Raw genomic sequence first — 23972 nt, 5'->3', positions numbered from 1 at the left:
TTACATCATTGCAAGGGCAGATTCGAGCTCGTTCGCACATATCCCTCTCGATTTGGCAATTTCACGAATTTCAGCGATATTATAAATTCTGTAGCCGTTCCCAGGATTTCGTCTTGCGGGCGGAATCAGTTTCTGCTCCTCCCAATATTTCACGGTATCCTGATGGACACCGAGAGCCGCTGCAGCCTTTTTGATCGTCAGATCTTTTTTCATGCGGTCTTCATCTCCCGTATTTGTTGTGCAATATAGGAGAATTGCCCTAAAAGATACTGTTTCACTTGACCTGTGTTGTCTGCCTCAACATCCCGCATGGAATAGGTTGGCAGTAAAGTAATTTTCGCAAATAGTGGAATGTAGCTTCCAACAGCAGGCTGCGGCGTCAGTGCCAATGATGCGTTGTAGCCAAGAGCGATAGCCAGGAGAGGTCGAACCGTGAGTAACTCAGCAACCAAGTGATGCTGGCAGCGGGTCGGATCCATGGCTTCAATACATTTAGTAACAGAGGTCAAATATACATCTTTCAAGGACAATTGACTTGATTGCAGTAAAGTTGATAGCGCCATGCCCATTTCTGTATCCAGCATGACATCATCCGGCCGTTCGCCAATGATCATGATCCGAGCCTCTTCGTTATGAAGGCTTAGAGGCTTTGTCAGCTGACAAGAAAAGCAGGCTTGGCAATTGATTATGTTTTTGCGAATCTCCCCGTGCCGGGCTGAAAGAAGCCCGGCAATAGGAATATTCAACATGTCAAGAAAAGGAACGTCATCGGTATCATGAGGGCTAAGTGGAACAGCAAAAGCCATATGCTCTCCTCCTTATGATTGGCCGGCTTGGGTAAATAAATCCGGCCCGGCAGAAGCGTTATCAGACTCTTCGCCCGTTTCTCGCTCCAGCTCAACAAGCTCCGACGGATCATCAGCCTCTTCAACAATGAATTGAGCATCACGAGGAATGATCCCCAGCACCATGTCGTTGATATAGGCGAACAGCTGCGGGCTGACACGAAGCGATTCAAGCAGCGATTCCGCTCCTTGCCACTTCAGCTCGTTCCCGTTTCCGTCAGTGTAGGGCTCCTTGTTGCTTGGGCCCACATAATAATAAGCGCCCGCACGTCCAATAACGTTGGTGTCAATGGCAACTGTCATGATATTCTTGGTCATGTCGATGCCACCTTGCCAGTAATAATCGTACTCGGCCTTCGTGAATGGCCTTGCACACTTATTTTTAACGATCTTGACCGTAGTCGATTGACCAATGAAGGTGTTCCCCTTCTCGATCGTCGTGCGGCGAACGTCCAGGCGCATGCTGGCATAGAATTTCAATGCCCGGCCGCCAGGAGTCGTCTCCGGTGTTCCACCGTGTGGTGATCTGGTGCCCGGCTTCTCCCGGATCTGATTGATGAAGATCACAAGCACGTCATGTTTCTGAGCGATACCGTGGATCTTACGCAGCCCCTTGCCCATAAGACGAGCCTGAAGACCGATGAATTGATCGTCCATCTCTCCTTCAATTTCGGCTTTCGGCACTAGGGACGGAACGCTATCGACGATGATGACGCCAAATTGATCCGATTTGATCATGGCTTCGATTAGATCGAATGCCTCTTCACCATTGTTAGGCTGGTTGATCAACATACCGGTAGAGGCCGATGTGTCCACCCCAATAGCAGCGACGTGAATCGGATCAAGCGCATGCTCTGCATCGACGAAGCCTACACGACGGCCAAACAAACGATGCCCAAACACTTTTGCAATACGTTGAAAGGCGGCTGCGACGTAAAGCGAGAACGTCGTCTTGCCGGATGATTCCGGTCCATACACTTCGACGATACGGCCCAGCGGAAGACCGCCAATGCCGGATGCATAATCAAAGGATGGAATACCTGATGGTATCGGGAAGATCTCTCTCGAGGCACCGATATCTTCGAAGGTAAAAAACGTACCTGCGCCGAATCGTTTATTGAAATCGGCCTGTACATCATAACCTCCCTTACCCGTTTCTGCTGCTGCCGCTGCAACGGGACTTTCGGGCAAACTTTTACTCTTAGCTTTTGGTGCCATGCAAATTCCCCCTATGATGAAGTGGTGCCCTTGTAAGAGCTGATGAAGATGTCCACCGCATCTTTGACCAGCTTAATGTCTTGCATGGCTTTGAGAATAACCTGGACTTGCGGATCATCCTTCTGGAGATCCTGCGCCTGTTTCGCCAACTGCGAGCCACGCAAGTTCAATGTGCGGGACATAAACTGAGCGGCGATCGCCAGCATGTGGTCAGGAATGCCCTTCTCTTGCTTCATCAACTTGAAGAGCGTCTCGAAGGAATCGTCATACATCTTGGCTTTAGCAACCGGAACCGGCAGGCCTTTATCCTGGTGGTAATCAAAGATAGCATACAAGAAACGACTGAGTGACGCAGTGGGGTTGGAAGAAGACATTGAACATCACCTTTCAGGCAACACAGGAGAGGGATTGCTCCCCCTCCTTTGCCGGAATTTCCGTATTAACGGCCTTGTCCGAAAGGACCTTGACCAGGAGCACCCATCGGTGCGCCGTAGCCGCCACCTTGTTGGCCTTGAGGAGCCCCGTAGCCGTAACCGTTAGGCTGCTGTCCTTGTGGTGGGAATCCGCCTTGTTGACCTTGTGGTGGGAATCCGCCTGGTTGACCTTGTGGAGGGAAACCTCCACCTTGCTGTTGGCCCTGCGGCGGGAATCCGCCTGGTTGACCTTGCGGGGCATAGCCGCCTTGTTGCTGTCCTTGCGGCGGGAATCCGTTTTGTTGCTGATAAAATTGCTGTTGGCCAGCACCGACATTCGCCGGCGGCTGTTGACCGTAGCCTTGCTGTTGTTGCTGTTGCTGGCCGCCTCCGTTGCTGCCTTGGCCATTCGTACCGGCTTCGCCGTGACCGATGATTTTATCGACAACGATCGTCGGATAGATCTTGTTCTTATCGTTGCGATCCTTCTTGAGGATCAAGGTTCCACGGATCTCGACCAGACGACCTTTGTAGCAGTTGTTCATCAGGAAGTCATGCTGCGCCGAGCGAGCCGGATCATAAGACCAGGCTTCGATCTTGTAGAAGTCAGCCTCATCTTCGTTCGGGTGGTTGACCGCAACAATAGCATTGGCCACTTTGTGATTGCTATTGTTCGGCATCAGCTTGGAGTACGCATGTACCTGCTGCTGCGTGTCCGGATCCTTCAGCGTTGCGATGTTGCCGGTGACGTGAATGTATGCATCGTTAGAAAAGCCTTTTTTGCCGTTATTGTTTTCGCTCATGGGAAGTACCTCCGTGAATTGGGTTTTTGGATTTGTAAATTCTAAAGTGAATGGGAGCGACAGCGACTACGCAAGATCTCCCAGGACGACAGGGCGACGGGGCAACGACGATCGGCGAGTCGAGCTCACCTCCTTAAAAAGATAAGTAGTACAGGATCCGTTTTTCTTCAGAGACAATCGAAACGATTTTGAACATTTGCATGGAATCATCGTGCATCGTAACCTGGAGGGGCTCACCCTCCGAAATTTCACGATCAACTGGATACATGAAATGCTGTTCGGTTCCATCCGGAAAGACCAACACGTTACGCATGGGTGCTTCCTTCCCCGATCGGCAACGGGCTCATTTCGTAGCCTACAACGGAATACTGATTTTCTATGCCAGTGGCCACTTTGCGGGAAACCACGTTGACAATGCCTTTAATGAGAAAGAATTGACCCTCAAAGGCGATATCAGCAAAGCAATGATGATACATCTCATTAGAGATGATAACCTTCGTTGTGCCGATACTGTCATCGAGGATCAACTTGAAGTATGTTTCACCGAAGAATGCTTCAGGGATGACTTCAACGCTAACGATTTTGCCGCCGACGACCACATCATCTCTCGGCTGTGCCTTAAACTTCAGCTCTTCAGAGAAATGCGTTACATGAGGCTTGAGGATCGCAATCATGTGCGACGCCCCCTCTTTGCCTTGAATTCGGTCCATAGCTCATCGATAAGCTTGCTAACCTCATCCTCTTTTATGTAACCTTTATCGATCAGCAAATTCAAAAGAGCATTCACCATCAAATACGACGTGGCTACCATGTCGCCGGAAGTCAACTTATCATTGAACTCTCGGACTTCCTGGGCTTCCTGTTGCGCCGATTCGGATGATGCATGCTCTCGATTGCTGCCTGGTACCATATGATCAAACAGATCGCCATACTGTTCTTGGGACATGCTACGTATTCCTCCTCAATCAAGTGAATTAAGAACAGCCGCATTACACGGCTGTCTTCTGCCCCGAAATGATGCGAACTTTAACGGTCGGATTCCCCGACGTGTTGCTCGCCTTCGGGATGTAAATATCCAGATGTTTGCCTTTAATAAGGCGACCGGTGTCATCGGCACGTCTGCGCTCTACTTTGCCGTTCGGATACAGAATTTCGATCCATGATCCCAATGGAATCACTTTTGGATCCACGCTTACCGTCACACCGGCTTGTACGTGTCTACCGGAAGCCGTAATGCCATACCCATGATCTCCAGGGCTCTTTCCGGTGGATTGATAATCCGCATCGTAATACGTGGCTTTGAAGCTCTGCCACTGGTTGGCTCGTTCTTGCTCCACTTGCTTTTCGAGCTGGTCAACCTTCTCTTGCAAGGATCGCTTATCCTCCTGCAGCTTTTCATTCTTGGATTGGAGTGTATCACTCTTCTCCTCCAATGTCTGCAGGTGATTTACAAGGCCCGTTTGCTCCATTTGAAGCATGTGGACCTTCAGCTCCAGATCATGACCGATCTTACGCTGCTCTCGCAAGACGTTGTTATAATCAGTGATTTTAACAACTGCTACGGCAATGAGGAGCGAAAAGATGAGAATACCTGCAATTATCTTGCGTTTTCTCAAGGTTTTCACCTCACTTGTGTAGTTGTCCTCAATCATCATAGCATCTTTCCCTATGTTGTGCAATGCATTACACGAATTTAATCCATAAGGTTTCTGGCATGATAACGTTCAAACAACACCCGCTCAATGCCCAGCATTGTGGCCATTTTGTCTGCGACGGCCTCTGCGAACTCCATCGCCTGCTCTTCGTCCAGGGCGGAAACTGTAGTAAGTAGGCCCTTTTCATTGGTGTCTTCCGGCGTGCGGCCATAGAAGCGGAAATAGTAGTCGTGTAGGAAGATGACCTCCGGCTGCTCCTTAATGCTTATGTTCATAGGCTCCTCCTTTCTTTCAAAATGAATGACGCCGACAGGCGATTTAACGTAATGCATTACATAAAAGCCACAATATGCTTTAGATTAGCACATCGTGGCTTTTATCTGCAAGTTATTTATGATTGCTCAAATTATCGCCAAATCTCACTTTAAATTTGGAGATCTCGAGCGGCTCGATCACGTCATCGTGGCCACGCAGCTGCGACGGGTCAAACATCCTAAGCCGCTCGCCAATTTGCATAGGGGCGTTGTCCTTGCCGCATTTCTGCATGTAGACCAGTGCGCCGGCACAGTGTTGATCTTTTTCCGTGAGCGGGATATGTCCGTCACTCTCCTCCAGCTCATACTGAATGGTTTTGTGACAACGGAATAACCTGTCCTCGTGAAGAGTTTGCACGATCTTCTCTATCCTTCCCTCTTCAAGCGTTTGAAGCATAAAGCCATTGGCAAGGAAAGGACAGTCGCTGCAAGGCTGCTTGATATTAAACAGTTGCTTCTCACCTCGATTTGCCCCAATCGATTGATCGGAACTGTAATTGGGCAATATAGACCTGAGCTAAATCATTCAGATCGTAGATGGCCTCATCGATCCGCTTCTTCATCTCTTCCGGATCATGTCGCTTATCCCATCCGCCATAGGTGGATCCGCCACGTTCTTCTATGTGCGAGTATTGTGGGTCCTCATAATTTTTGGTCGGCTGCCCGCTGAAATCGCTATACCCATCTTCCGTCTTCGGATATGTAAGCTTCGGCTGCAACTCACGGTAAAAAAAGTGTCCGTATCCAAGTGCATTACCGCCATAGCGATTGTATTCATTCTTGGTTTGGACAGCGCTCCACGGACTTCCCCAGGTTGTGGCGACCCAAATGAGTTGGCCGTCAATTTCTTTAAGGATCGGTTTCCTGGCATCTGGATTCAACACCTGTGGCCAGATCTCCTGCTTGAACCGATCAGTAGCCTCGTAAGCACGGACGGCTTCGACGATCAGCTTCTTAGCTTTCTTGATGGATATGCCTTTGCGGTGAAGGATAGCTTCGCCGGTAACACCGTAATGGATGTCCGACTTCGGGACAAGCCGAACCTCAAACTTCGGGCCACGGATCCGGCGGCCATCCACCCGCTTGATTTTATTATAGTCTCCCTGGACGTATCCGGTATAGCAGAACACGTTTCCGAAGTCGCCGGTCCGGATCTCGATATCATAGCTGCCGGAGAACTCCCACTCCCCATCAGGATACGGGGACCCACCTCTTGCGTTAAGTCGCACCAAGGTGTATGGCTCTTTCTCCTCCCAGCGTTCTTCCCCCCATCCGGTGTTGTATAGCACATTCCCGTTGTCGAGCAAAATAACCTTGCTTTTCATTTCAGCCCTCCTTACGCATAAAAAAAGACATCCCCCATCTTACACATGAAGGATGTCCTGGTCAATCGTCAGGCCAATTGTTTATTCTTTCGCTTGAGCATCCGTTCAATCGCCAAGGCGTGAACATCAGGGCCTCGATGATGCGAATCTCTTCCGCCTTCAATGATGGCGGCGGCCAGCTCGGACTTGCGATTAATGATCTCCAGGACCTGCTCGTCATAGCTATCGCCCATGCAGTAATAATAAATGGTGACGTTGCTGAACTGGTTCCCTGTCCGGTCAATACGACCGTTTCGCTGCTCAACCCAGGTATGGTCCCATGGCATATCAACGTGGATCAGGTAATTCGCCACCTGAAGATTTAACCCCGTTGATCCTGCGTCAGTCGAAATAAATGCTTTAATCTCTGGATCCTCACGGAATCGTTCGACAGCGAATTGTTTGCCGCCCTCGCTCATCTCACCATGATAGATCACTGAGTTAGGCAGCTGTTTGTGTATCAGCTGCGCCATGCCCTCAAATCGAGTAAAGATAACGACTTTGGACTTCGGCTCATCGAACGTCATGTTCTCGTAGAAGTCTTTAAGGTGCTCAATTTTCGGAGACTTTAACGATTTTGGGTCCAATCCAAACTCGGTGCGGATCCGTTGTGCCATCTGAGAAGCGCTGTTATAAATGAGCTCTGGGGAGTCGCAGGTTTCGATTAAGAAGGTAGTATATCCTTGCGCCAGCGCATCGAAGTAGTCTTTCGCTTCTTGCGGCGAAACACTTTGTCCGTTAAGGAATGTGTAGCCGTTGATCCCTCTCGCCTGCTCCTTCACATCAGCCAACTGCTGCAGTAAATAATTGTGCAGCTTGTCTTGAAGATCGGTCATCTCTAAGAAGACATGGCTGTGTTGAACTTCCGGTAGCTGCTGCTGGATTTCCGGCATATCCTTCGTCCTTCTGATGAAGTACGGTGCAATTCGATAGTATAGTTCGCCCTGGTTCTGATAACCAGTGATGCCATACTTTTTGGAATAGGTGCAATACCTTTCACGGAAGTATTCCCATGGTCCAAGAATATTCTCGTCCAGGAAGTAAAACAGACTCCACACTTCTTCGGCTTTCCCCTGCAGCGGCGTGGCCGTCGCAATAAAACGGTATGGAATATGTTTCAGCTCATGGGCACCCATTGCGTTCTGGCTCGGCTTAATGTCCAGATAAGCATCTGTAACACCCGTCTTTATTTTCTGTGCTTCATCAAGAGCAACTACATCGATCTTAATCGATTTTAGGATTTTCATGAAGCTCTCTGATCGAAGCATCTCGTAATTAACTACAAGGAATTTAATTTCTTTGCGCCGGCCAAATTCTCGAAGAATCTTGCCTCTTCGATCGGATGTGCCGGTGGCGGCCAAAGCTGTCTCGCCTGTGAATTTCTCAATCTCTTTCGCCCATTGTCGTTTCAAACTGTTGAGCGTAACGATGAGTGCTTTTTCAGCTTTACCCATTTCATTAAGCTTCATGATCGCACCGATCAATTGAGGCGTCTTCCCCAGCCCGCAGCCGTCAAACACAGCGCCAGATCCACGGTCGATCAAAAAATTAGATCCAACCTTCTGGTACGGGTACATCGGTATGAGGAAGTTTTTGAACTCCCCTTCAGACTCCCATTGCAAATGCTGATTAACAAGCTCATTATCAATTGGGACATCTTGTACAATTTCAGCAAGAGGAGTCATCCAACTGATTTGATTGTTGAAGCAATAAAGAAGATGGCCGATATGAGTACGTGGAAACATCCACTCCCCTGTGGCCATGTTGAAGGATCGATCTGGAATTGACCGCACTTTTTCAAGGGTCAGATCAAAAGTCTCCATGGAATCGAGAATCTTCACGTATATATTATTATATTGCGATCGAACCTGTATCAAACGAAACCCTCCTCGGGGGCAAAAGGACCCATAAAGTATAGCATTAGGTCCGTCAATACGATATCCAATGCTCCTAGAATATTATAGCAATATTCGGTGAAATGTGCATCGGGTGCTGCAAGGAAACTTTACCCACAGCACCCAATACGACTATCTTGGCTGCCATCCAGACGCAACTGCACCGGCGGCCATACCGAATGGGCCAACATTTCCGGAAGCTAAAGTAGGCTCTTGGACTCTTGTGGCCTGAAGTGTATGTCGAATACTGTCATAAGCTACTTCCATGGCCGTCCGAAGAATTACTTTCTCATAGGCCAGCGCCAATGCTTGAAACTCATTAGAAATATCTCGGCGCCATACGAAGCTAGCATTAGGATCGACCTGAGATACGCCATTCATACCTGACTGCATCGCTGCTCGTACATAAGGAAAGGTGTTTTCCCCCTCCTGAAATACTTGAATGAACCGTGCGCTGTCCGGAGCGAACTGAGCATTGCGCTCATTGAACACGTCAATGGCTGCATCCCACTGCTTGTCGGACCCCACCATGTGACGTTTTCCAGGCTCCTGTTTGCTATTCATAACCGTGAAATTAATGGACAGCATATAGAATGGCGAATTGGAGTCAAGGATCGAAACTGTGATTGTATTGCTATGCTCTTTTTGCATGCAAGCAAAACGAGAAGTAATGCGACCCGTTCCGTCTCCGAACTCATAGGCTGCATGCTTCCGACCACGCAGCTCTTGCACGCCTTCGCCGGCGAGAAAACGCTGATCGACAGACATGACTGCATTGTACAGGTTGCTGAACATGGTAATACCAAGAGACCCGAACGCCTGCTTGATGTCGTACAAGCGCTGACGGTCATGCGTCAGCTTTGGATAATAAGTGAGCGACCAGCCATTTGTGATGGAACCCTCAGCTACATCAGTGACGATTACCGGATACTGTTCATAGCGATTCTTTTCTTTGACTTCGACACGGATGCTGTTTTTAATTACGTTCTGGATAAGTTGAATCATTGGATATTTCCTCCTCGAAATTGGGTTGGTTTAGGTTCCGTTTCGGATCCATTGATAAATGAGCCAGCAAATAAAAATAAGCGGCAACGCCATAACGTTGCCGCCAATAAGACAGATGACGCCAATCACGACCAGCGCCTTATTCATCTTCGAAGGGATTGCACATTGTTGGCCATGCGCTCGACGTTAAGCTGAAGATCTTCCAGCATGGCAAGCCGAGTCAATGTGAAAAGAGCCAGATTATGATGACCAGATGCAATGAAGCCTTCTACCTGGTCGCCGAGTTGTTTGATGGCATGATTCAAGGAATCACTAGCAACCGACGCTTCGATAGACGACAGGATCGATCTAGCCTCTTGAGCAGAATCGCAAGTGGCAAGATTTAAAGACGTTTTGTAATTCAACATGATGTATATTCCTCCTAATATAATTTTCGCAATGAATGAAGCCGACAGGCTTGGTTTAAGCGTGCTTCCGGCGACGGCGCAACATTTCTTCATGCACCTCTTCTTTGACAACCTTGGAGGGCTCCTCCTCGATCAGCGTCCAGCGGAAGTACATCACAATGACAGGTATCATCAGAGCAAACATAACCAGTGCAAGCGGCCCCAAAGCGATGGCGATTCCTAGAAGCAGGATCCCGATGGGCACATAAAGCTTCGGACGATCGATTGCATAGTCGATAGCTGCGCAAATTTTATCTCGCATACCTCTCCCCTTCTCTCTCATTGAGCTATGGCCACGTCGAAGAATGTTTTCTTCGCTTTCATGGCGTATTCCGATGCAGTATGAATCGCACGAAGATTGTTCTGCGGATCTGGACTTTCCTTCTGGAAGTGGCATTTATACGAAATGCATTTTTCCTCGAGCAAGGCAGACAGTTCACGCCAGAGATCCTCGTGCTGCAGCAGCTCCTTCTTACGGCCCTTTGTGAAATCCTTGGCCGCCCACTTACGCAAATTCTTGTTGATGCCGGCGCTTACTTGCGGCAGCGTCGTATAGACGTGAACAAACATTGGGTGTTTGATTTGTTTCAAAGCCTCCACAACAGCTTTTAGCGTCATCCGAGTTACGGTAGAACCATCCAGCCCATAGCCGGCAACTTTCTTGGAGTAGTCCACCCCACCAATGTGGGATCGCAGGATGGCAGCGTATCCTCCACTCGTTTCGTCGATTGCTGCAGTGCCGCTGATCCAAATATCGCAACGCATTGCATCAAATTTAGCTTTTCCTTCTAATGTCATGCCTTTTCACCACCTTCTTGGAATAGAAAAAGACGGGCTAATACCCGTCTTATTAGAGCTCGTACAAATAAATGGTGCGACCATGGAAATCAGAGACTTCCTTGATCATGCTTTCAATGATCGTCCACTGCCCTCTCGCCAGTCCGGCCCCGATCCGGTACGGAAGCCCGATCTTCGGGTTCGGGATTACTTCTCGCTCTTCAAGCAGCTGAACGAACTGCATCATCTTATTGAGAGCCGATCGTAAGCCCTGGTAGTTGGTATAGGTCTTGTTCTCTCGCCCGTAATCGTACTGGCCGTAGAGATTGAAAACTGCGATCCTACCCTCCCCCATTTCATGTTTGCATACCGCATAAGAGCAACTTCCAAGGCGATCCCGTGGCTGAGCGGGATAGTTCGTATCCGAATTGCGAGCTATGGGATACATCTTGGCAATTTGATGAGCAATGCCGGACCCCATGGTTGAAAAGCAGTTGGCCTGGTGGCCGATGATATTGCAATCGCTAAGAAGCAGATTGCCCTTCATATGCTTGATCATACGGCTGCTACCTCCTTTGATTTAGCGATCCGATAGATCGCCCTCGCCCTTTGATAAATCTCTGGACTACCTTTGACATAGGCTTCAGCAAGCGTGGAATGTGGATACGAGCGATATTCCGCCCCCTCACTACCATGTCTTGCGATGACTGTACCGCCGGCTCCACCTTGATTGCAGCTGTACCAATCAATCCTCTCTGCTGTCACCTGTTCACTTGTGATGTAGGTGCATTCGAGGCAGTCATGATTATGAAATGGCACTTTGCTGCATTCATCTGGACGAACACGAATGCTGTATGGAAGCTCACCAGTTTGCGACAACCCGAAGTCTCCCATCCTAGACACCATGACGATTGTCCAAAGGTCATTTTTAAAAATAACCTTCTCCCCCTTCGTCATGTTGTTGTAGCCGTACAGATCAGGCTGCATGAGATGCTGGCTCGTCCATTTATGGGCAATATTGAAAATCCCTTCTCTTCCAGGATTCATGTGGATCCACTTTTCTGGCACCGTCAGCAGCCAATGCGATTCAAGATCAAGTTCGGTTGGCATATAGTCCGGCTCGTCCAAGTGGTCAATCTGAGCTCCGTAATAGGTGCGAAGATCCTCGATCGTGAGCTGCAGCTCCCTCCCCTTATGATTAATAGCCATCTCTGTAAACCGCTGTTTTTCGGCTACAGTGCGCTTATCCAATTTGTTCAGGATTTGTGCGGCTATCGTTGCACCAATATGGATATGAGCCCCTTCTCCGTTCTTGAAAATGAACCAGTAATTCGTGGATTCACCGGTCAAAAAGCAGATAATCGGATCCGGATTCATATCCCAGTGAATTGCAGAATCATCAATAATAATGCGCATATCTCCCACTTCCCTTTCCTTTAAAATTGAGCTACATCAGAGGCATTTAACTTGATTTCGCCCTTGCTGTTTTGCTAAATATAAGGCTTGATCAGCTTCCTTGAACGTTTCTGCGAGGTCGTTCCCTTGAGCGACACCAATAGAACATGTGACCTCCTGTTCCCCTGCTCTGACCTTTGACTTAATCAGCTCGAGCAATGATTGACCTCTATCAAGGGCTATCTGAAGGTCAACATCATGGAGAACAATGACAAACTCCTCTCCCCCATACCGGTAAAAGACATCGGCTGGTCTTATGTGCTGACGAACGACTGCACCTACCTGTTGGAGCACGGAATCCCCCATCACATGGCCGAAGGTATCATTAATGGATTTGAAGTGATCCAGATCGAGCGCTAAGACTGCCATTTCCTGGCGGTCCCTCCTCTTCAGATCCATTTCCCATGCCAATCGATTGAATGCCTTGGTCAAAGTGTCGATCATCGCATGCTTTTTCAGCGTTAACTTGCCTATCAGGTAGTAATTCATAGCTGAGATGGCCAAGGCGACCGATATGATAGCCTCTGAGTGACCTCCACGACATGTCATAGCTACTATTACAGAGGTGAATCCGCCATACATGAAACCTGATAGCCGCAAAATCAGGTGATTCATACCTACATCAAACCCTTTCAGATACTTTCCTCAAAGATTATTCTATGAAATCTCATGGATAGCGGGTTACTTCATTGATAGCGAGTTATGAAATCTGAAGTATAGCGACCGATGCGCATAGCTATATGTATGAGATATCATGTAGGGCGAGTTGCATTTCGACCTACATCATAGCTCAGTATATGAACTATCATGTAGAGCGAGATACCTTAATTATCTAAGTCGATGACCTATGATATAGGGCGGGGTATAATCTATAGCTACACCTATCAACTCTGGTGTTGAGCGGATTGCTCAGATATGCTATACATAGAGTAGGGGAGGTGTTTTTATTTATGGCAATTCAGCGTGAAGTGCCGTTTGTGACGCTCGGCGATGCCTCCGAGATCCTGGGTACTCCGCAGCCGACGCTTCGTGGATGGGCAGATATGCTCGAAAACCACGGCGTACACTTCGTGAAGCGCAACGAGCGCAAAGAACGGCTGTTTTATGACACGGATATCGAGATATTCAAATTTATCAAGGATCAAAAGGAAGTACATGGCCGAAAGACGACCGGTGAAGACCTGGCCCGCATGATCTATGACATGGCTAACGAGACTGGCGCATTTGAGCTTCGCAAGCCAGACGGGGAGTTCCCGTTGCCGATACCGGCGCCGCAGCTTACATATGTGGACATGGATCGCCTAATGCAGCAGGATGCATTCCGAGAATGGTTCGTCGCTTTGAATCAGGAAATGAACAAAGAGACGCTGGAGAAGATTGATTCTCTGGAGAAACAGGTTGTGCTGGCCAAACAGGAGCAGATCCAGAAGATTGAAACCCTCGAACAGCAGCTGGCTCACTCAAAGAACGAACAAGCAGTAAAGATTGATAAGATCATCGAGCATCAAGAGAAGAGGGACCGAGAGACGATGGCTCACCTCAAACAGTCCTTGGCTCTTCGACAGTACATGGCTTTGCCAGCATGGAAACGAATGTTTAAGTCTCCGCCGGAGATGGACGCCCAAGAATAGGGGCGTCCTTTTTTCATACCGTTAATTCCTAATATTCCATAAGAACATGATTACGACATTCAATAGTTCATATTAAATATGAACATATAACGTATAAAGTAATAACGGTACGTAATATGACGTTACTTATTCTTAAAGATTGGAAAGCCAGGGAAGGTAAAGCCTTCGGCATCAGCGCCAAGGAAATGAACGAACATGCCACTATCGATTGGATGTTGTTCATGAGCCGGCTTACGTACCTCACGGACGATATCGAGCACAGCCTTGCCGATCGCAGCCATGTGCTCAGCCTGCTCCCGAATGCCGCCTTCAACTTCATGCTCGATCTTCAGCTCTTCGACTTCAACGGAAGCGACTGCTTTACCGTTCGATTCGTCGTTTTGCGGCCCTTGGATGTTCACGTTAACCTTCAAGCCTTTAATCGTGTATGCGTATTTCATGGATAGTTCCTCCTTGGGAAAATAGGGGTATGGTTAAGTAAATCGTATTGAATAGGTGCGATAGCACCCTCTGTAATAGCTGTGAGTTCTGATAGAGCCCGCAGGTTATGCTCCTTGCAGCTGCGCCTTGACCTCTGCAAGACCCTCTCGAATAGCTTTCTTTGCAAGGCCATCAGCACGTTTATGTAGTGGATCCGCATCACTCGTCTTAACAAAGCGCACTTTATGATAATCAACCAGTTCAAACAGGCGTTCCCAAAAGGGCCGGTGCTCAACGAGCTTGTTCTTAGAGTTCCTCCAGCCGTTAGCTATCCATCTACCACGCCAATCATGATCAAAACAGTTGCGCACCACGCTGGAGTCTGTTTTGAGAAGCACTCTGCTAGGCTCGATGATAGATTCAAGTGCCCTGATCACAGCAATGATTTCACTGAGGTTATTAGTAGAGTAGGGGATGAAGCCAGTCTTGATTTCTTCATCACCATTCGGGTATACGAATATATTGGACCAGCCGCCTGGACCTGGATTTCCAGAGCAGGCGCCGTCAGTATCGATGATTACGTCTTTCATGTTCTACACCTCGGCAATTGGTTTTTTATAGCTACGACCTTTCTTTACTGTGGTGTAGCTGATCGTGACTTCACGGGTATAGCTGAATGGTAGCGAACAGTGACCGCAATCGTGTTCGGCATCATCACCGCTCCATTCGAAGCAATCATGGTCTTCATGCCCGCAATGAGGACATACGGCATGTTCTGTATCCTCGGTATCATGTTCATCGCCGAGATCAATGCGGCGGGCAACAGCAGCCCGTATCTTAAAGGATTTTTGGCAGAAGGAATACGTCTGGCCCCTGATAACGATATGATCGTGAATACCAGGCTCGACATCGATCTCGCAGAGCGGGATATGATTATCCGTGATCTCATCGTGCAGCATAAGCGAGAGGCCCACAATGTCACGATCGTAGATCTTCCACTTATCGCTCACCACTTATTCGCCTCCAGTGACTCACGCAGCTTATAAACATCAGCAGCCGTTACCATCTGAGTGTAATCCTCACGATTTGCTTTGGATCCACCCTTGAAGTTCTTGTCAACGAATACTCTCACTGCGCCAATAAGATTCTCGGCACGAGTGCGCCACATTTTGCATGCTTTATCGCACATATCCCATTCTTTCTGAATGCGCTGATTCTCTTCCGTTAAACGCCATTTCTCTTTAGAGAGAACAGGATTCTGATTCTCGTAGTGCTCCAAGAGATTCAGCGCATCCTCCAGTTCACTCCAGGTTAAATGTCCAGCTGTGTATCTTTTCTTGAACCATTCTAAACGTGAGCTCATACTACCATCTCCTTGTTGGTCTTGTAATTCACGACACGTAGCAGCAGCTCGTGGCGCTTTGATATATCAATCATGTGTTTCGTTCCCTTGGACAAGCCGTCCCAAAAGCAAACGCATGCGCCACCTGGTCCAGCTTCTTTGGCCATCTCACTATTACGCATATAACCGGCACTCTTGCCGTAACGATCCCAATCAGCGGCAGCCTGGTGGATGTAAATCCCACGCTCCCTAGCATAATCCTCACCCATGGTATCAGCTCCACGAGCCATTCCAGAAATGATGACGATTTGTTCTCGATTGGTGTATTGTAGATAGTAATCCAACCATCTGCATGCCATCGGATAATCAACGAACTCCCGATAACCGGCAACAATAATACGAAATGGCTTTTGATCGCCGAGATCTCGCACGTCCTGTATTGATATGATATTGGCATCGTGCCTCCACCATGATGAAAGATCGAATTCAGTGTCAGCATAACCAACCTGTAGCTCATCTCTGGATGTGTGATCCCTGTACTGTATCATAAACATGCAATGCATTACACCACCTTATCAACAAGATTCATTATATGCCAAAATGAATGCAGGCGATAGCCGGTTTAGGGGGGAACAATGAGAACACAGTGTGTCTATTTTGTGAACTATACATATAAATCTATAAATACCCCAGGTTTGTCGGTATATATTATATATAGATACACTTTAAGTTGTGTAACACATTACGACATGATTATTCAAAACAATTAGGAGCCATATGGAAAATATGGAAATATAGCATCCTCAAGGTTCAAGGCGATGGGCATCAATACACGGTCATGATACATAACCGTCACACATCGTTGAGGATACATAATCTTCACCATGACATGGTGCTCCATATAACCCTGGGGCTAGTCTGCCCTCCAGCGGCTGGCACATAAAACCCTAGTCATAGGGATGCCGGCTGAAAGAGGGCAGGGGCCAATACCAAAGCATGAAGCCTATAGTCCCCTGAAAAGATAGGCAAGGATCCGAACCCCATAATAGATCACAACGCCAATCACTCCGATCACGATCATAGCAACAATAAGCCCGATCACAAGCTGAAGAAGCGGCCAAAGCATCATGATGCTCAGACCGCCAATGAGAACGACTAGGAAGGCTCTGACGTGTAACGGCAGCCTATTCCAGCTCATCGTCATTTTCTTCTTGATAGGGAGTATTCGGATTCGTGTCGGGGGAGATAAAGCCGAGCTGCAGCAGCTTCGATTTGGTCTTATTGAAATCAAAGAGATCGAACAGCTTCTTGCTAAAGCGGGCGCCGCCAGGGTGCAGCCACGCCTTCTCAGAATCAACGTACACAAAGCCAATATGCTGCATCATTTGCCGCTTGTAGAAGACTTCTCGCCTGGCCGCCGCATATTTTTGTATCATATGAAGCGGCTTCTTACCTGTTTGTGCCACAATGATTCCTCATTTCTCTGTAATGGATTACGACTGCGGGATGCCGACCCGAAATGGCCGATTTAATGCGACATTATAAGGCACGACAACCTTCTCGCCGTCCCAGAACTCAGCCACAAAAGTATCACCGTTGATACCAGCTGAGCAGGCAAGGCGGCGAGACACGAGAAATGGCGTGTACGCTACAGAATTACCGGCAACATCATAGGTCAGGATACGATCGAGCCACTGCGTGTTGTACAAATGTGTGAGCACTGCCTCGACAAACTGAGCCTGAATACGGCCTTGAGGACTGTGCTCGCCGGTAGACGGATCGCAAGCGGGATCACCGACGGGACAAACACACCAGCCATCCTCATTGTGATGATAGAGCTGCATCTCCACGTCATCCTCCATAAACGTAAAGATGGCATGCTGCGGGACATAGGCTAAAACATCTTTCAACTCCATGGACAGTACCTCCTTGTGTAATGCATTACATTATACCATTAACGACGGCGTTTTTGATCAGAAAATATTACTTCGGCCAGCAAGGTAAATAACCATGCCAGCCGAGCATTCTTGGGCAGCAGCGTCCATATAATTGACCTCACGATTCGTTTGGCCTGATACATCAGAACGGCACCGTTGCCGCTTTCAGATCAGTCATGAGCAAGCTGCGATCGGCCACATACTTCAGGTATGCGTCTTTCGCTTTGGAGAGCAGGCCACGGTTCAGGTATTGGACGCCATAATTAGTGGCCACCATCACGGCGAATTCTTTCTCAATTGGCTGGATGCAGAACCTGCGGATCGCAAGATCATCCGGAGCGGAAGAAGTAGGCGGGGAAGGGGGAGCGGGAGGCAGCGTGTCCGTCGGCTTATAGCCGGCAAACATCTGCTCCATCTTCGTGGTTGGATTATGGCAGATCACTTCGTATCCAATGGCTTTGACCGAAGCGAGCAGCTGCTCCAAATTTGCTGCGTATTCAATCATGGTTCCAGGGAAATCAGCGGCAATGGCAATGATATCTGCCTTCTTGCCTACCAAGATACGCTTTTTCGATTCCTCGACGATATAACCGTATGCTTGTTTCATGTTAATAGCCTCCTAAGATTGATTTGGGTATTCATTATTTTTTCATCATGCGTTGAACTTCTCGGATAATGACGGGCAGGACCTGCGGCTTGGAAACAACACGCTTTTTGAAGAACATGCGGTACACCAGCCACACAGCCAGGACACACAACAGGGCAGGGACCAGGGCGGCCACGATGCCGAGGATAGCGGGGATAACAGTAGGGGCGAGGAAGATGATAACAAAGATGGCACAAGTCATCTTAATTGCATTCGTCACAGGAAAACCTCCTATTTTGTACTTCACATAGAATCATGCCGATAGGCATAACCAAGTGAGCCATACCCTCAAATAGAGGGCCCGCACTGAGCCAAAGGCCTGTTTATACTCGCTCAGTCGAGTTAATGAATCGTACCGGATCGAAGAGCAGCCAGACGTTTACGAGCCCGATCCCGGATCTCTTCACGTTGAGCATGACGATCAGCTCCACTGAATACATTGATCTGCTTCCAGCCTGCTGCATCGCAGAAGTAGGATGCCTTCATAAACTTGTGTTCACCGTGCTGCAGCGTAACGATATCGCCACAGCTCATTGACCAACCCTTGAAATCATCAGGAATCTGCATATTGAAGATACCGAACAACTCCTCGAGAATACGTTCGGACTGCTTGTGAAAGTCGAGTAGACAATCGGAATATTGGATCCCCATAGATGCCAGGTCACGAGAATAAACCTCGTTGAAGGAATCGATATCGAAAGAATACTGATCGAGATCCTCGTTGTGCTCCATGAATGGGGCATTGCGCAGCTTCAAGATGCTAAGGAACTGAAATGCAAACTCAATGTTGCCTTCCCGCTTCAATTGGTGGATAGTAAAATGCACAGTATGTTCCCTCCGATACGAAATATGTAATATAACGTACTGAAATAAGAAAAAAAGGCCATCTATGCGATGGCCACGATAAACTGCTGTTGCTTGCAGATCCTGAAGAAATGCACCATGTCCAAGTAATAAGCATGGTCGATCCCGAGATCCTTGGCCCGCTTCAGCGATGTGTCAGCATCGAGAATCATGAGAGCTTGATCAAGCTGCTCCTCAGTAAAAATAGGCGGATTATCCAGGTTAATCATCATGAACGATGAAAACAGCTCGACGAATAACCGGCGCAGCGGGGTGGACCAACGGAACATTGGCGTGCCGTCATAGATAAACTGCGGCATGGTAGCAAACGGGACAGCGGGGGCAAAGACCAAGCAAGGGCGATTGCCATGAATACCACTCACGTATGCATATACATCGAGACCCATTATTGTTGCACCTCCTGAACGGATTGTAGTGTGGCCTGCAAATCAGCAATGGACATGTTCATCAGCATGTCTGTGATTTCTTCCAGCGTATAGCCCTCGGCCTTTTTCTGATCAGTAAACTTCCTCATAAGCTCAAGCATGGCACGCCTCCAAGACAACAATTTTGCATCAATAGGAATGCGGCCGACAGGCCGGCGGGTAACGCTAATCGAAACGCTCGCCTGTTTCCTCACCCCATTGCCAACGTGGTGCAAGAGCTTGGCCGGCGCCATTGTATTCCACGCCGCATTTGCATTTGTTGGCCCACGAGCTGGAGAGCACAACCTTATTCTCCTCGCAATAGCGGCAATCGATCGTGCGAACAATACGTTTTGACATTAACCATTCACTCCTCAAAATGAAATAAGGCTCCCCATTAGGAGAGCCCGCCTTTAGCGCAACAGCTACATATAGATACAGCATGAAAGCCATGTGCTTCTTTACCTGGGTCATCGTAAAAGCCCTCGATGAAACGTTCACCACAAAATTCGCACCATGCCCAATCGTAGTGATCCTTACCCCACACCAATTCTCTGATCGAAACCATAAGCATAGCATCAGCCTCCCGTGTATTCATCACAAGGAAGCATGCCGATAGGCATATCACGTATGATCACGTAAGCGACTACCCGAAGGGTATTAACTCCACACGAGTGATCATGGCGATCGGAATAATGCGGTAAAGGTAATAATCGTCCTCCGGCTCACCAACGAGAACACGGTTTCGAATTACCAGGGTGGGAGGGGAAGAATGGGAGGAGACGATCATGCCACGAGCAGACCATTCTCTATTAGCCTCAGTGAACCAAACATCAACCTCATCACCGTGCCGGTACTCTTTATCCAGAAGCGGGACAGTTATGTAATGCAGCACAAGATTCATGATGTATGCTCCCACGGATAGATCCCAAGGATCTGGGGTGTCGTGGCAAAGAAATTGCCCTCGGTGATCGAATCATCAGGGTTCTTAATGGCATCGAAATACAACGTCGTAAATTCTCCATCTGCATGGCGTACACGGGCGGTTATCCAGCCAGGCTCATTTACATTGGCGTGCGTGCTCTTCATAAGTAGCCGGTAAAACACGCCTGGACAAGTCTCGGCAATCGTCAGGGGGCGGGGGAGAAGATCGAGATATTCAGAAATGAGCTCCATAATGCCTCCTTAACCATATACGCCATAAATGCGATTAATATAGGTCTCCCACGAGTTTGGCCGAGGAACAAGGGAGGCAAGGGCTAATTCACAGGGCAGGAATTGCACCATAGATTGCCGGCCTACCATATAATCAGTCTCCGGATCAAATGGTAAAGCAGGAGCGAATTCATAAAATGTTTGACCACATTGATCAACTGGCCCCACATATACTCCACGGTATGAAAGATTAATGCCCGGAATAAAATAGAGCTCGCCAGGAGTCAGGCGAGGCTCAATGTAATGTGCAATAAGCTCCACTATACAGTCACCTCCGGGATCGGGATCGGAAGCACCCAATCGAAACACAGATCGTCACTTGGACGAGCCAACGAAAAGCCCTGTTTACGACAGAACGCTGCACATTCTTCCGTTAGCACACATTCCATCTTTAGCTCGGGAATACGATGCTGCAGGCAAAATTCCTTGCACCATTCCACGATAGCAGAGCCAATTCCATTGCGAGTATGCCCCTCGCCGACATCAATGCGAGCGATCGTCATACCGTATTCTGGCAGAACACGGATATAAAGATCGAGACTATCATTCACCAGAAAGATGCCATTACCAAGGCCTGGTTGATCAAATACCTGGGCGCCATATAGATCAGATAACTTATGAGCCAGAGGATCATACCAGCGGCGTGGAAGTTTGGACATGATCAATCCTCCCCAACGTAAGGTTCAACACGATAGCCACAAGCAAGCAGATACCACTCTGCTTCTGGGGATACATACCCGATCGTCTCAATTACCGGATAAGTACGGCCACCATCCTCGGAAGGGCCGGACCGACCAGCAGGCTCAAATGCAACAGACTCCACGCACAGCAGCTCATGATATAACATGCGGCCATTCGGATTTGTAACAGATACTCGCTTCTTTCCACGGCGAATAGGATGCGGCAGCTCATTAGTGATAGACAATGATAATACCTCGTTTCTTTGTAGAGTATAGCATCAAATAGAATGGAGGCGACAGCCTCATCGAGCGAAGGATCGCCGGCGAATCAGATTTATTTCCTCCGGGAAGAGCAATACATTCGACTGTAGCATCCGCTCCTTGCTGTCACGCTTATATTGCACAGTATCTTGAAACTCGTGAGCCATATCACCGAACACACTCCGATTCCCAATATAGGTGCCAGAATAGTTATGATCGGCGCACTCGACCCAATAAATTTGGCCAACAACAAACTTGTCGATCAGATAAGCACGAATCAGTTCCATTAAGCACTCTCCTGGGACACAACATCAATGATTTCTGAACGCTTGATCACATGGTCAATAAAACCTTCAGCAGACCTCTCCCGCAGTACGATCCAATGGTGCGTCACCTGGCGCAGGTCGCCATAATGAAACTCGGTATAGCCGTAATCGCCATCTTCATCGAGTTCGCAATCGGTATGTTCTACCTTCAAGCGAATGCCGAGATCATAGCCATAACTATGACCGAACCGGGCGAATACAAAGCGGGAGAGCTGGGTGCAAGAAAGGTATTCCGCAATTAGCTCCAATACAGTCACATCCTATATCTGTGCAAGGTGACAATGCCGCCACCATTGCATAATGTACAGGGCGGATACGAATACACGTAACGCCCATCAATGAACGAAACACGCTTAATCTTACCAGTGCTGCTGCACGAGGGACAGGGGACAAGCTCAAGACCACTAAGGTCCAGATACATACGGATCATCTCCATGGGGCAATCCTACATGCAGCCGCAGAACGGATAGTTCTCGCACACGCACATGTCATCGATTACCTCGAGATCCTCCTTATACAGCAGGGAAGCGGGATCGGAGAAAGGAAGATCATCAACAGCGATTTGTTCAGTTAACTGAGTCGGGTCCATAGTACACCTCCTCTTTCGTATGATTGCACAAAGGACAGTAATACTCATAAATCATATAACCAGAACGACCAAAAGTTCCGATAAGCGCATATTCATGCTTACACTCTATATAGGCAGAGACAAGCTCCACTATAATTCATCCTCCCATATACCGCAGACCTCGCAAAAGCATTTATCCTCTCTCTCATCAAGAGCCCAGTTATGCTTGCACTCATTCCAATGCAGACGGATATTACGTATCCTTTCACTGTATAGGGATAAGATGTTGGCACCATGTCCGCCGCTGCGATAGAAGATAAGGATCTGTATTCGGTCCTGACCACCAGAGCGCCAATGCTTCATGCATTCAGCTATAAAGGAAACAGGAGTGCCATCCTGTAAAGTATATTCAAACCTATAGACAGAGCCAGGCAACATATCCAATGGATCGGGGATAACGAAGCTATTCATATAGCCAGCAACAAGCTCCATTAATCAACATCTCCAGCAGGAAAGTAGAGATCCTTCACCTGATCCAAAGGATATCCATACACGGCATGCTTCTTGGCAGAACGTCCGTACATTGCATACTTATCATCAATGATCATAAACATCAGGCCGGCGGAAATATCGAAACCATGAACATTACCCGATATCTCATAAGACATCGTAGGAGCAGTATAGGTGAAACCTACATAGTCACCTACACGAATCTCGATATCATGAAGCATAAACGATTGATGCACACAGCAGTATTCATTAACGAGCTCCAAAAGCTAATCACCTCCGGTAGCGGGACGGGACAGGATGAACCTCAATCCCGTATATATAGGGAAGCTGGTAATGATGAGGAATGCCGTTATTGTCATCATCGACGACAAGATACTTGAATACCTCGTGGCTCATATCAACACGACGGAAGAATCCACGTAACTCTCCAGCTCCCAGAAAGGTGAATGAAATGAAGTCGCCAGCAAAAAGCTTTACTCCCTTCACCTCACAAGATGCATACGCAGCAACAAGCTCCAAGATCATTCCTCCACTATGTGCTCAATGATATCGTAAGGAATATGGACATTGCAGTCCCACTTATTCTTTACGTAGAACCCTGAAGCACTAAATGCTATGATGGTTCCTTGCTCATAGTCCGTACCATAGGGCATATGCTTATGCACGTATATGATCTTCTGACCAGCACGCCAAACACGGCCCAAGATGCGAACCGATAGGATATAGATGCTAGCAAGCTCCATTAAGGCCACCCCACATTCTCTGCAAAAACGATCTTTGCGAGCTCAAAGAATTCAGTACCTTCCCCATCATAGACCATGACATAACCATCGTCATTCATGCCCTCATATACGCCACGGACAGCCTCGCCTTCGAACACCTGAATGTAGATGAATTCAATCACCATACCCGAAGCTATATAGCAGTCAGTAACGAGATCATAACGATGCTCCAGGTAGGCAGTAGCAAGCTCCATTC

44 protein-coding genes are annotated in these 23972 nt (G+C 48.1%); 1 reads left to right on the top strand and 43 read right to left on the bottom strand.

Features of this window, described 5'->3' with window-relative positions; translation table 11 throughout:
* The 19 genes from GZH47_RS33175 to GZH47_RS33085 all read right to left on the bottom strand — a co-directional run bounded on the left by GZH47_RS33175 (position 1) and on the right by GZH47_RS33085 (position 12805).
* Positions 1-213, bottom strand: a complete 213-nt coding sequence (locus tag GZH47_RS33175; RefSeq protein WP_162645881.1) for a MerR family DNA-binding transcriptional regulator — start codon at positions 211-213, stop codon at positions 1-3.
* On the bottom strand, positions 210-806 hold the full coding sequence (locus GZH47_RS33170; RefSeq protein WP_162645880.1) for a uracil-DNA glycosylase family protein: 597 nt from the start codon (positions 804-806) through the stop codon (positions 210-212). The genes GZH47_RS33175 and GZH47_RS33170 overlap by 4 nt, the downstream gene beginning before the upstream one ends.
* Before the next feature lie 12 nt (positions 807-818).
* Positions 819-2063: a recombinase RecA family protein gene (locus GZH47_RS33165; protein ID WP_162645879.1), complete on the bottom strand. Its 1245-nt coding sequence runs from the start codon at positions 2061-2063 to the stop codon at positions 819-821.
* Between the two features lie 11 nt (positions 2064-2074).
* Positions 2075-2437 carry a hypothetical protein gene (locus tag GZH47_RS33160; RefSeq protein ID WP_162645878.1) on the bottom strand — a complete coding sequence of 121 codons (363 nt, stop codon included), beginning with the start codon at positions 2435-2437 and terminating at the stop codon, positions 2075-2077.
* 65 nt (positions 2438-2502) lie between these two features.
* Positions 2503-3279, bottom strand: a complete 777-nt coding sequence (locus GZH47_RS33155; RefSeq protein WP_162645877.1) for a single-stranded DNA-binding protein — start codon at positions 3277-3279, stop codon at positions 2503-2505.
* 305 nt (positions 3280-3584) lie between these two features.
* Positions 3585-3953 carry a hypothetical protein gene (locus GZH47_RS33150; RefSeq protein ID WP_162645876.1) on the bottom strand — a complete coding sequence of 123 codons (369 nt, stop codon included), beginning with the start codon at positions 3951-3953 and terminating at the stop codon, positions 3585-3587.
* Positions 3950-4225 carry a hypothetical protein gene (locus tag GZH47_RS33145; protein ID WP_162645875.1) on the bottom strand — a complete coding sequence of 92 codons (276 nt, stop codon included), beginning with the start codon at positions 4223-4225 and terminating at the stop codon, positions 3950-3952. The genes GZH47_RS33150 and GZH47_RS33145 overlap by 4 nt, the downstream gene beginning before the upstream one ends.
* Before the next feature lie 43 nt (positions 4226-4268).
* On the bottom strand, positions 4269-4934 hold the full coding sequence (locus GZH47_RS33140; protein WP_162645874.1) for a 3D domain-containing protein: 666 nt from the start codon (positions 4932-4934) through the stop codon (positions 4269-4271).
* Between the two features lie 38 nt (positions 4935-4972).
* Positions 4973-5209, bottom strand: coding sequence for a hypothetical protein (locus GZH47_RS33135; RefSeq protein WP_162645873.1), 237 nt, complete (start codon positions 5207-5209; stop codon positions 4973-4975).
* Positions 5210-5321: 112 nt separating this feature from the next.
* Complete coding sequence (locus GZH47_RS33130; protein WP_162645872.1) at positions 5322-5606, bottom strand: hypothetical protein; 285 nt, start codon at positions 5604-5606, stop codon at positions 5322-5324.
* Positions 5607-5706: 100 nt separating this feature from the next.
* Positions 5707-6573, bottom strand: a complete 867-nt coding sequence (locus tag GZH47_RS33125) for a hypothetical protein (RefSeq protein WP_162645871.1) — start codon at positions 6571-6573, stop codon at positions 5707-5709.
* A gap of 68 nt (positions 6574-6641) precedes the next feature.
* Complete coding sequence (locus tag GZH47_RS33120; RefSeq protein WP_162645870.1) at positions 6642-8489, bottom strand: DEAD/DEAH box helicase; 1848 nt, start codon at positions 8487-8489, stop codon at positions 6642-6644.
* Between the two features lie 150 nt (positions 8490-8639).
* On the bottom strand, positions 8640-9512 hold the full coding sequence (locus tag GZH47_RS33115; RefSeq protein WP_162645869.1) for a hypothetical protein: 873 nt from the start codon (positions 9510-9512) through the stop codon (positions 8640-8642).
* A gap of 143 nt (positions 9513-9655) precedes the next feature.
* Positions 9656-9919: a hypothetical protein gene (locus GZH47_RS33110; RefSeq protein ID WP_162645868.1), complete on the bottom strand. Its 264-nt coding sequence runs from the start codon at positions 9917-9919 to the stop codon at positions 9656-9658.
* A gap of 55 nt (positions 9920-9974) precedes the next feature.
* Positions 9975-10220 carry a hypothetical protein gene (locus tag GZH47_RS33105; protein ID WP_162645867.1) on the bottom strand — a complete coding sequence of 82 codons (246 nt, stop codon included), beginning with the start codon at positions 10218-10220 and terminating at the stop codon, positions 9975-9977.
* 17 nt (positions 10221-10237) lie between these two features.
* Positions 10238-10756, bottom strand: a complete 519-nt coding sequence (locus GZH47_RS33100) for an RNase H family protein (RefSeq protein WP_162645866.1) — start codon at positions 10754-10756, stop codon at positions 10238-10240.
* A gap of 52 nt (positions 10757-10808) precedes the next feature.
* Positions 10809-11294: a macro domain-containing protein gene (locus GZH47_RS33095; protein WP_162645865.1), complete on the bottom strand. Its 486-nt coding sequence runs from the start codon at positions 11292-11294 to the stop codon at positions 10809-10811.
* Entirely contained in the window at positions 11291-12151 is an 861-nt protein-coding gene (locus tag GZH47_RS33090; RefSeq protein ID WP_162645864.1) for a hypothetical protein, read from the bottom strand. The genes GZH47_RS33095 and GZH47_RS33090 overlap by 4 nt, the downstream gene beginning before the upstream one ends.
* Positions 12152-12187: 36 nt before the next feature.
* Entirely contained in the window at positions 12188-12805 is a 618-nt protein-coding gene (locus GZH47_RS33085) for a GGDEF domain-containing protein (protein ID WP_162645863.1), read from the bottom strand.
* A gap of 335 nt (positions 12806-13140) precedes the next feature.
* On the opposite strand from GZH47_RS33085, the gene GZH47_RS33080 reads away from it, so the two are divergent.
* The gene (locus GZH47_RS33080; RefSeq protein ID WP_162645862.1) at positions 13141-13821 is read left to right on the top strand and encodes a MerR family transcriptional regulator; all 681 of its coding nucleotides are present in this window, start codon (positions 13141-13143) and stop codon (positions 13819-13821) included.
* 122 nt (positions 13822-13943) lie between these two features.
* On the opposite strand, the gene GZH47_RS33075 is transcribed toward GZH47_RS33080, so the two are convergent.
* The 24 genes from GZH47_RS33075 to GZH47_RS32960 form a co-directional block, all read right to left on the bottom strand.
* The gene (locus GZH47_RS33075) at positions 13944-14261 is read right to left on the bottom strand and encodes a hypothetical protein (RefSeq protein ID WP_162645861.1); all 318 of its coding nucleotides are present in this window, start codon (positions 14259-14261) and stop codon (positions 13944-13946) included.
* A gap of 105 nt (positions 14262-14366) precedes the next feature.
* Positions 14367-14831 (bottom strand): ribonuclease H family protein, encoded by a 465-nt coding sequence (locus GZH47_RS33070; protein WP_162645860.1) that lies wholly within the window; start codon positions 14829-14831, stop codon positions 14367-14369.
* A gap of 3 nt (positions 14832-14834) precedes the next feature.
* Positions 14835-15251 (bottom strand): hypothetical protein, encoded by a 417-nt coding sequence (locus GZH47_RS33065; protein ID WP_162645859.1) that lies wholly within the window; start codon positions 15249-15251, stop codon positions 14835-14837.
* Positions 15248-15604, bottom strand: a complete 357-nt coding sequence (locus GZH47_RS33060; RefSeq protein ID WP_162645858.1) for a hypothetical protein — start codon at positions 15602-15604, stop codon at positions 15248-15250. The genes GZH47_RS33065 and GZH47_RS33060 overlap by 4 nt, the downstream gene beginning before the upstream one ends.
* Positions 15601-16137 carry a DUF2493 domain-containing protein gene (locus GZH47_RS33055; protein ID WP_225446651.1) on the bottom strand — a complete coding sequence of 179 codons (537 nt, stop codon included), beginning with the start codon at positions 16135-16137 and terminating at the stop codon, positions 15601-15603. Before GZH47_RS33055 ends, GZH47_RS33060 begins: the two co-directional genes overlap by 4 nt.
* A gap of 630 nt (positions 16138-16767) precedes the next feature.
* On the bottom strand, positions 16768-17049 hold the full coding sequence (locus GZH47_RS33050; protein WP_162645857.1) for a hypothetical protein: 282 nt from the start codon (positions 17047-17049) through the stop codon (positions 16768-16770).
* 27 nt (positions 17050-17076) lie between these two features.
* Positions 17077-17499, bottom strand: coding sequence for a hypothetical protein (locus GZH47_RS33045; RefSeq protein WP_162645856.1), 423 nt, complete (start codon positions 17497-17499; stop codon positions 17077-17079).
* A 163-nt stretch (positions 17500-17662) separates the two neighbouring features.
* Positions 17663-18127, bottom strand: a complete 465-nt coding sequence (locus GZH47_RS33040) for a hypothetical protein (RefSeq protein WP_162645855.1) — start codon at positions 18125-18127, stop codon at positions 17663-17665.
* Positions 18128-18161: 34 nt separating this feature from the next.
* A complete protein-coding gene (locus GZH47_RS33035; protein ID WP_162645854.1) occupies positions 18162-18386 on the bottom strand; it encodes a hypothetical protein in 225 nt (74 codons plus the stop codon).
* 122 nt (positions 18387-18508) lie between these two features.
* The gene (locus tag GZH47_RS33030; protein ID WP_162645853.1) at positions 18509-18991 is read right to left on the bottom strand and encodes a YodL domain-containing protein; all 483 of its coding nucleotides are present in this window, start codon (positions 18989-18991) and stop codon (positions 18509-18511) included.
* A gap of 62 nt (positions 18992-19053) precedes the next feature.
* Positions 19054-19416: a hypothetical protein gene (locus GZH47_RS33025; protein WP_162645852.1), complete on the bottom strand. Its 363-nt coding sequence runs from the start codon at positions 19414-19416 to the stop codon at positions 19054-19056.
* A complete protein-coding gene (locus tag GZH47_RS33020) occupies positions 19416-19556 on the bottom strand; it encodes a hypothetical protein (RefSeq protein ID WP_162645851.1) in 141 nt (46 codons plus the stop codon). Before GZH47_RS33020 ends, GZH47_RS33025 begins: the two co-directional genes overlap by 1 nt.
* A 64-nt stretch (positions 19557-19620) precedes the next feature.
* Entirely contained in the window at positions 19621-19794 is a 174-nt protein-coding gene (locus tag GZH47_RS33015; protein ID WP_162645850.1) for a hypothetical protein, read from the bottom strand.
* A gap of 286 nt (positions 19795-20080) precedes the next feature.
* Positions 20081-20338, bottom strand: coding sequence for a hypothetical protein (locus GZH47_RS33010; protein ID WP_162645849.1), 258 nt, complete (start codon positions 20336-20338; stop codon positions 20081-20083).
* Positions 20335-20610, bottom strand: coding sequence for a hypothetical protein (locus GZH47_RS33005; RefSeq protein WP_162645848.1), 276 nt, complete (start codon positions 20608-20610; stop codon positions 20335-20337). The genes GZH47_RS33010 and GZH47_RS33005 overlap by 4 nt, the downstream gene beginning before the upstream one ends.
* A gap of 9 nt (positions 20611-20619) precedes the next feature.
* On the bottom strand, positions 20620-20910 hold the full coding sequence (locus tag GZH47_RS33000; RefSeq protein ID WP_162645847.1) for a hypothetical protein: 291 nt from the start codon (positions 20908-20910) through the stop codon (positions 20620-20622).
* Entirely contained in the window at positions 20910-21308 is a 399-nt protein-coding gene (locus tag GZH47_RS32995; protein ID WP_162645846.1) for a GNAT family N-acetyltransferase, read from the bottom strand. The genes GZH47_RS33000 and GZH47_RS32995 overlap by 1 nt, the downstream gene beginning before the upstream one ends.
* 323 nt (positions 21309-21631) lie before the next feature.
* Positions 21632-21877, bottom strand: coding sequence for a hypothetical protein (locus GZH47_RS32990; RefSeq protein ID WP_162645845.1), 246 nt, complete (start codon positions 21875-21877; stop codon positions 21632-21634).
* The gene (locus tag GZH47_RS32985) at positions 21877-22164 is read right to left on the bottom strand and encodes a hypothetical protein (RefSeq protein WP_162645844.1); all 288 of its coding nucleotides are present in this window, start codon (positions 22162-22164) and stop codon (positions 21877-21879) included. Before GZH47_RS32985 ends, GZH47_RS32990 begins: the two co-directional genes overlap by 1 nt.
* 197 nt (positions 22165-22361) lie before the next feature.
* Positions 22362-22505 (bottom strand): hypothetical protein, encoded by a 144-nt coding sequence (locus tag GZH47_RS32980; RefSeq protein WP_162645843.1) that lies wholly within the window; start codon positions 22503-22505, stop codon positions 22362-22364.
* A 129-nt stretch (positions 22506-22634) separates the two neighbouring features.
* Positions 22635-22976 carry a hypothetical protein gene (locus tag GZH47_RS32975; RefSeq protein ID WP_162645842.1) on the bottom strand — a complete coding sequence of 114 codons (342 nt, stop codon included), beginning with the start codon at positions 22974-22976 and terminating at the stop codon, positions 22635-22637.
* Positions 22976-23257 carry a hypothetical protein gene (locus GZH47_RS32970; RefSeq protein ID WP_162645841.1) on the bottom strand — a complete coding sequence of 94 codons (282 nt, stop codon included), beginning with the start codon at positions 23255-23257 and terminating at the stop codon, positions 22976-22978. The genes GZH47_RS32975 and GZH47_RS32970 overlap by 1 nt, the downstream gene beginning before the upstream one ends.
* A 7-nt stretch (positions 23258-23264) precedes the next feature.
* Positions 23265-23513 carry a hypothetical protein gene (locus tag GZH47_RS32965; protein WP_162645840.1) on the bottom strand — a complete coding sequence of 83 codons (249 nt, stop codon included), beginning with the start codon at positions 23511-23513 and terminating at the stop codon, positions 23265-23267.
* Between the two features lie 223 nt (positions 23514-23736).
* Entirely contained in the window at positions 23737-23970 is a 234-nt protein-coding gene (locus tag GZH47_RS32960) for a hypothetical protein (protein ID WP_162645839.1), read from the bottom strand.
* Positions 23971-23972 lie beyond the last annotated feature (2 nt).

Source organism: Paenibacillus rhizovicinus (genome assembly GCF_010365285.1).
Taxonomy (GTDB): Bacteria; Bacillota; Bacilli; order Paenibacillales; family Paenibacillaceae; genus Paenibacillus_Z; species Paenibacillus_Z rhizovicinus.
This window is presented reverse-complemented; position numbering and strand designations above follow the sequence as displayed.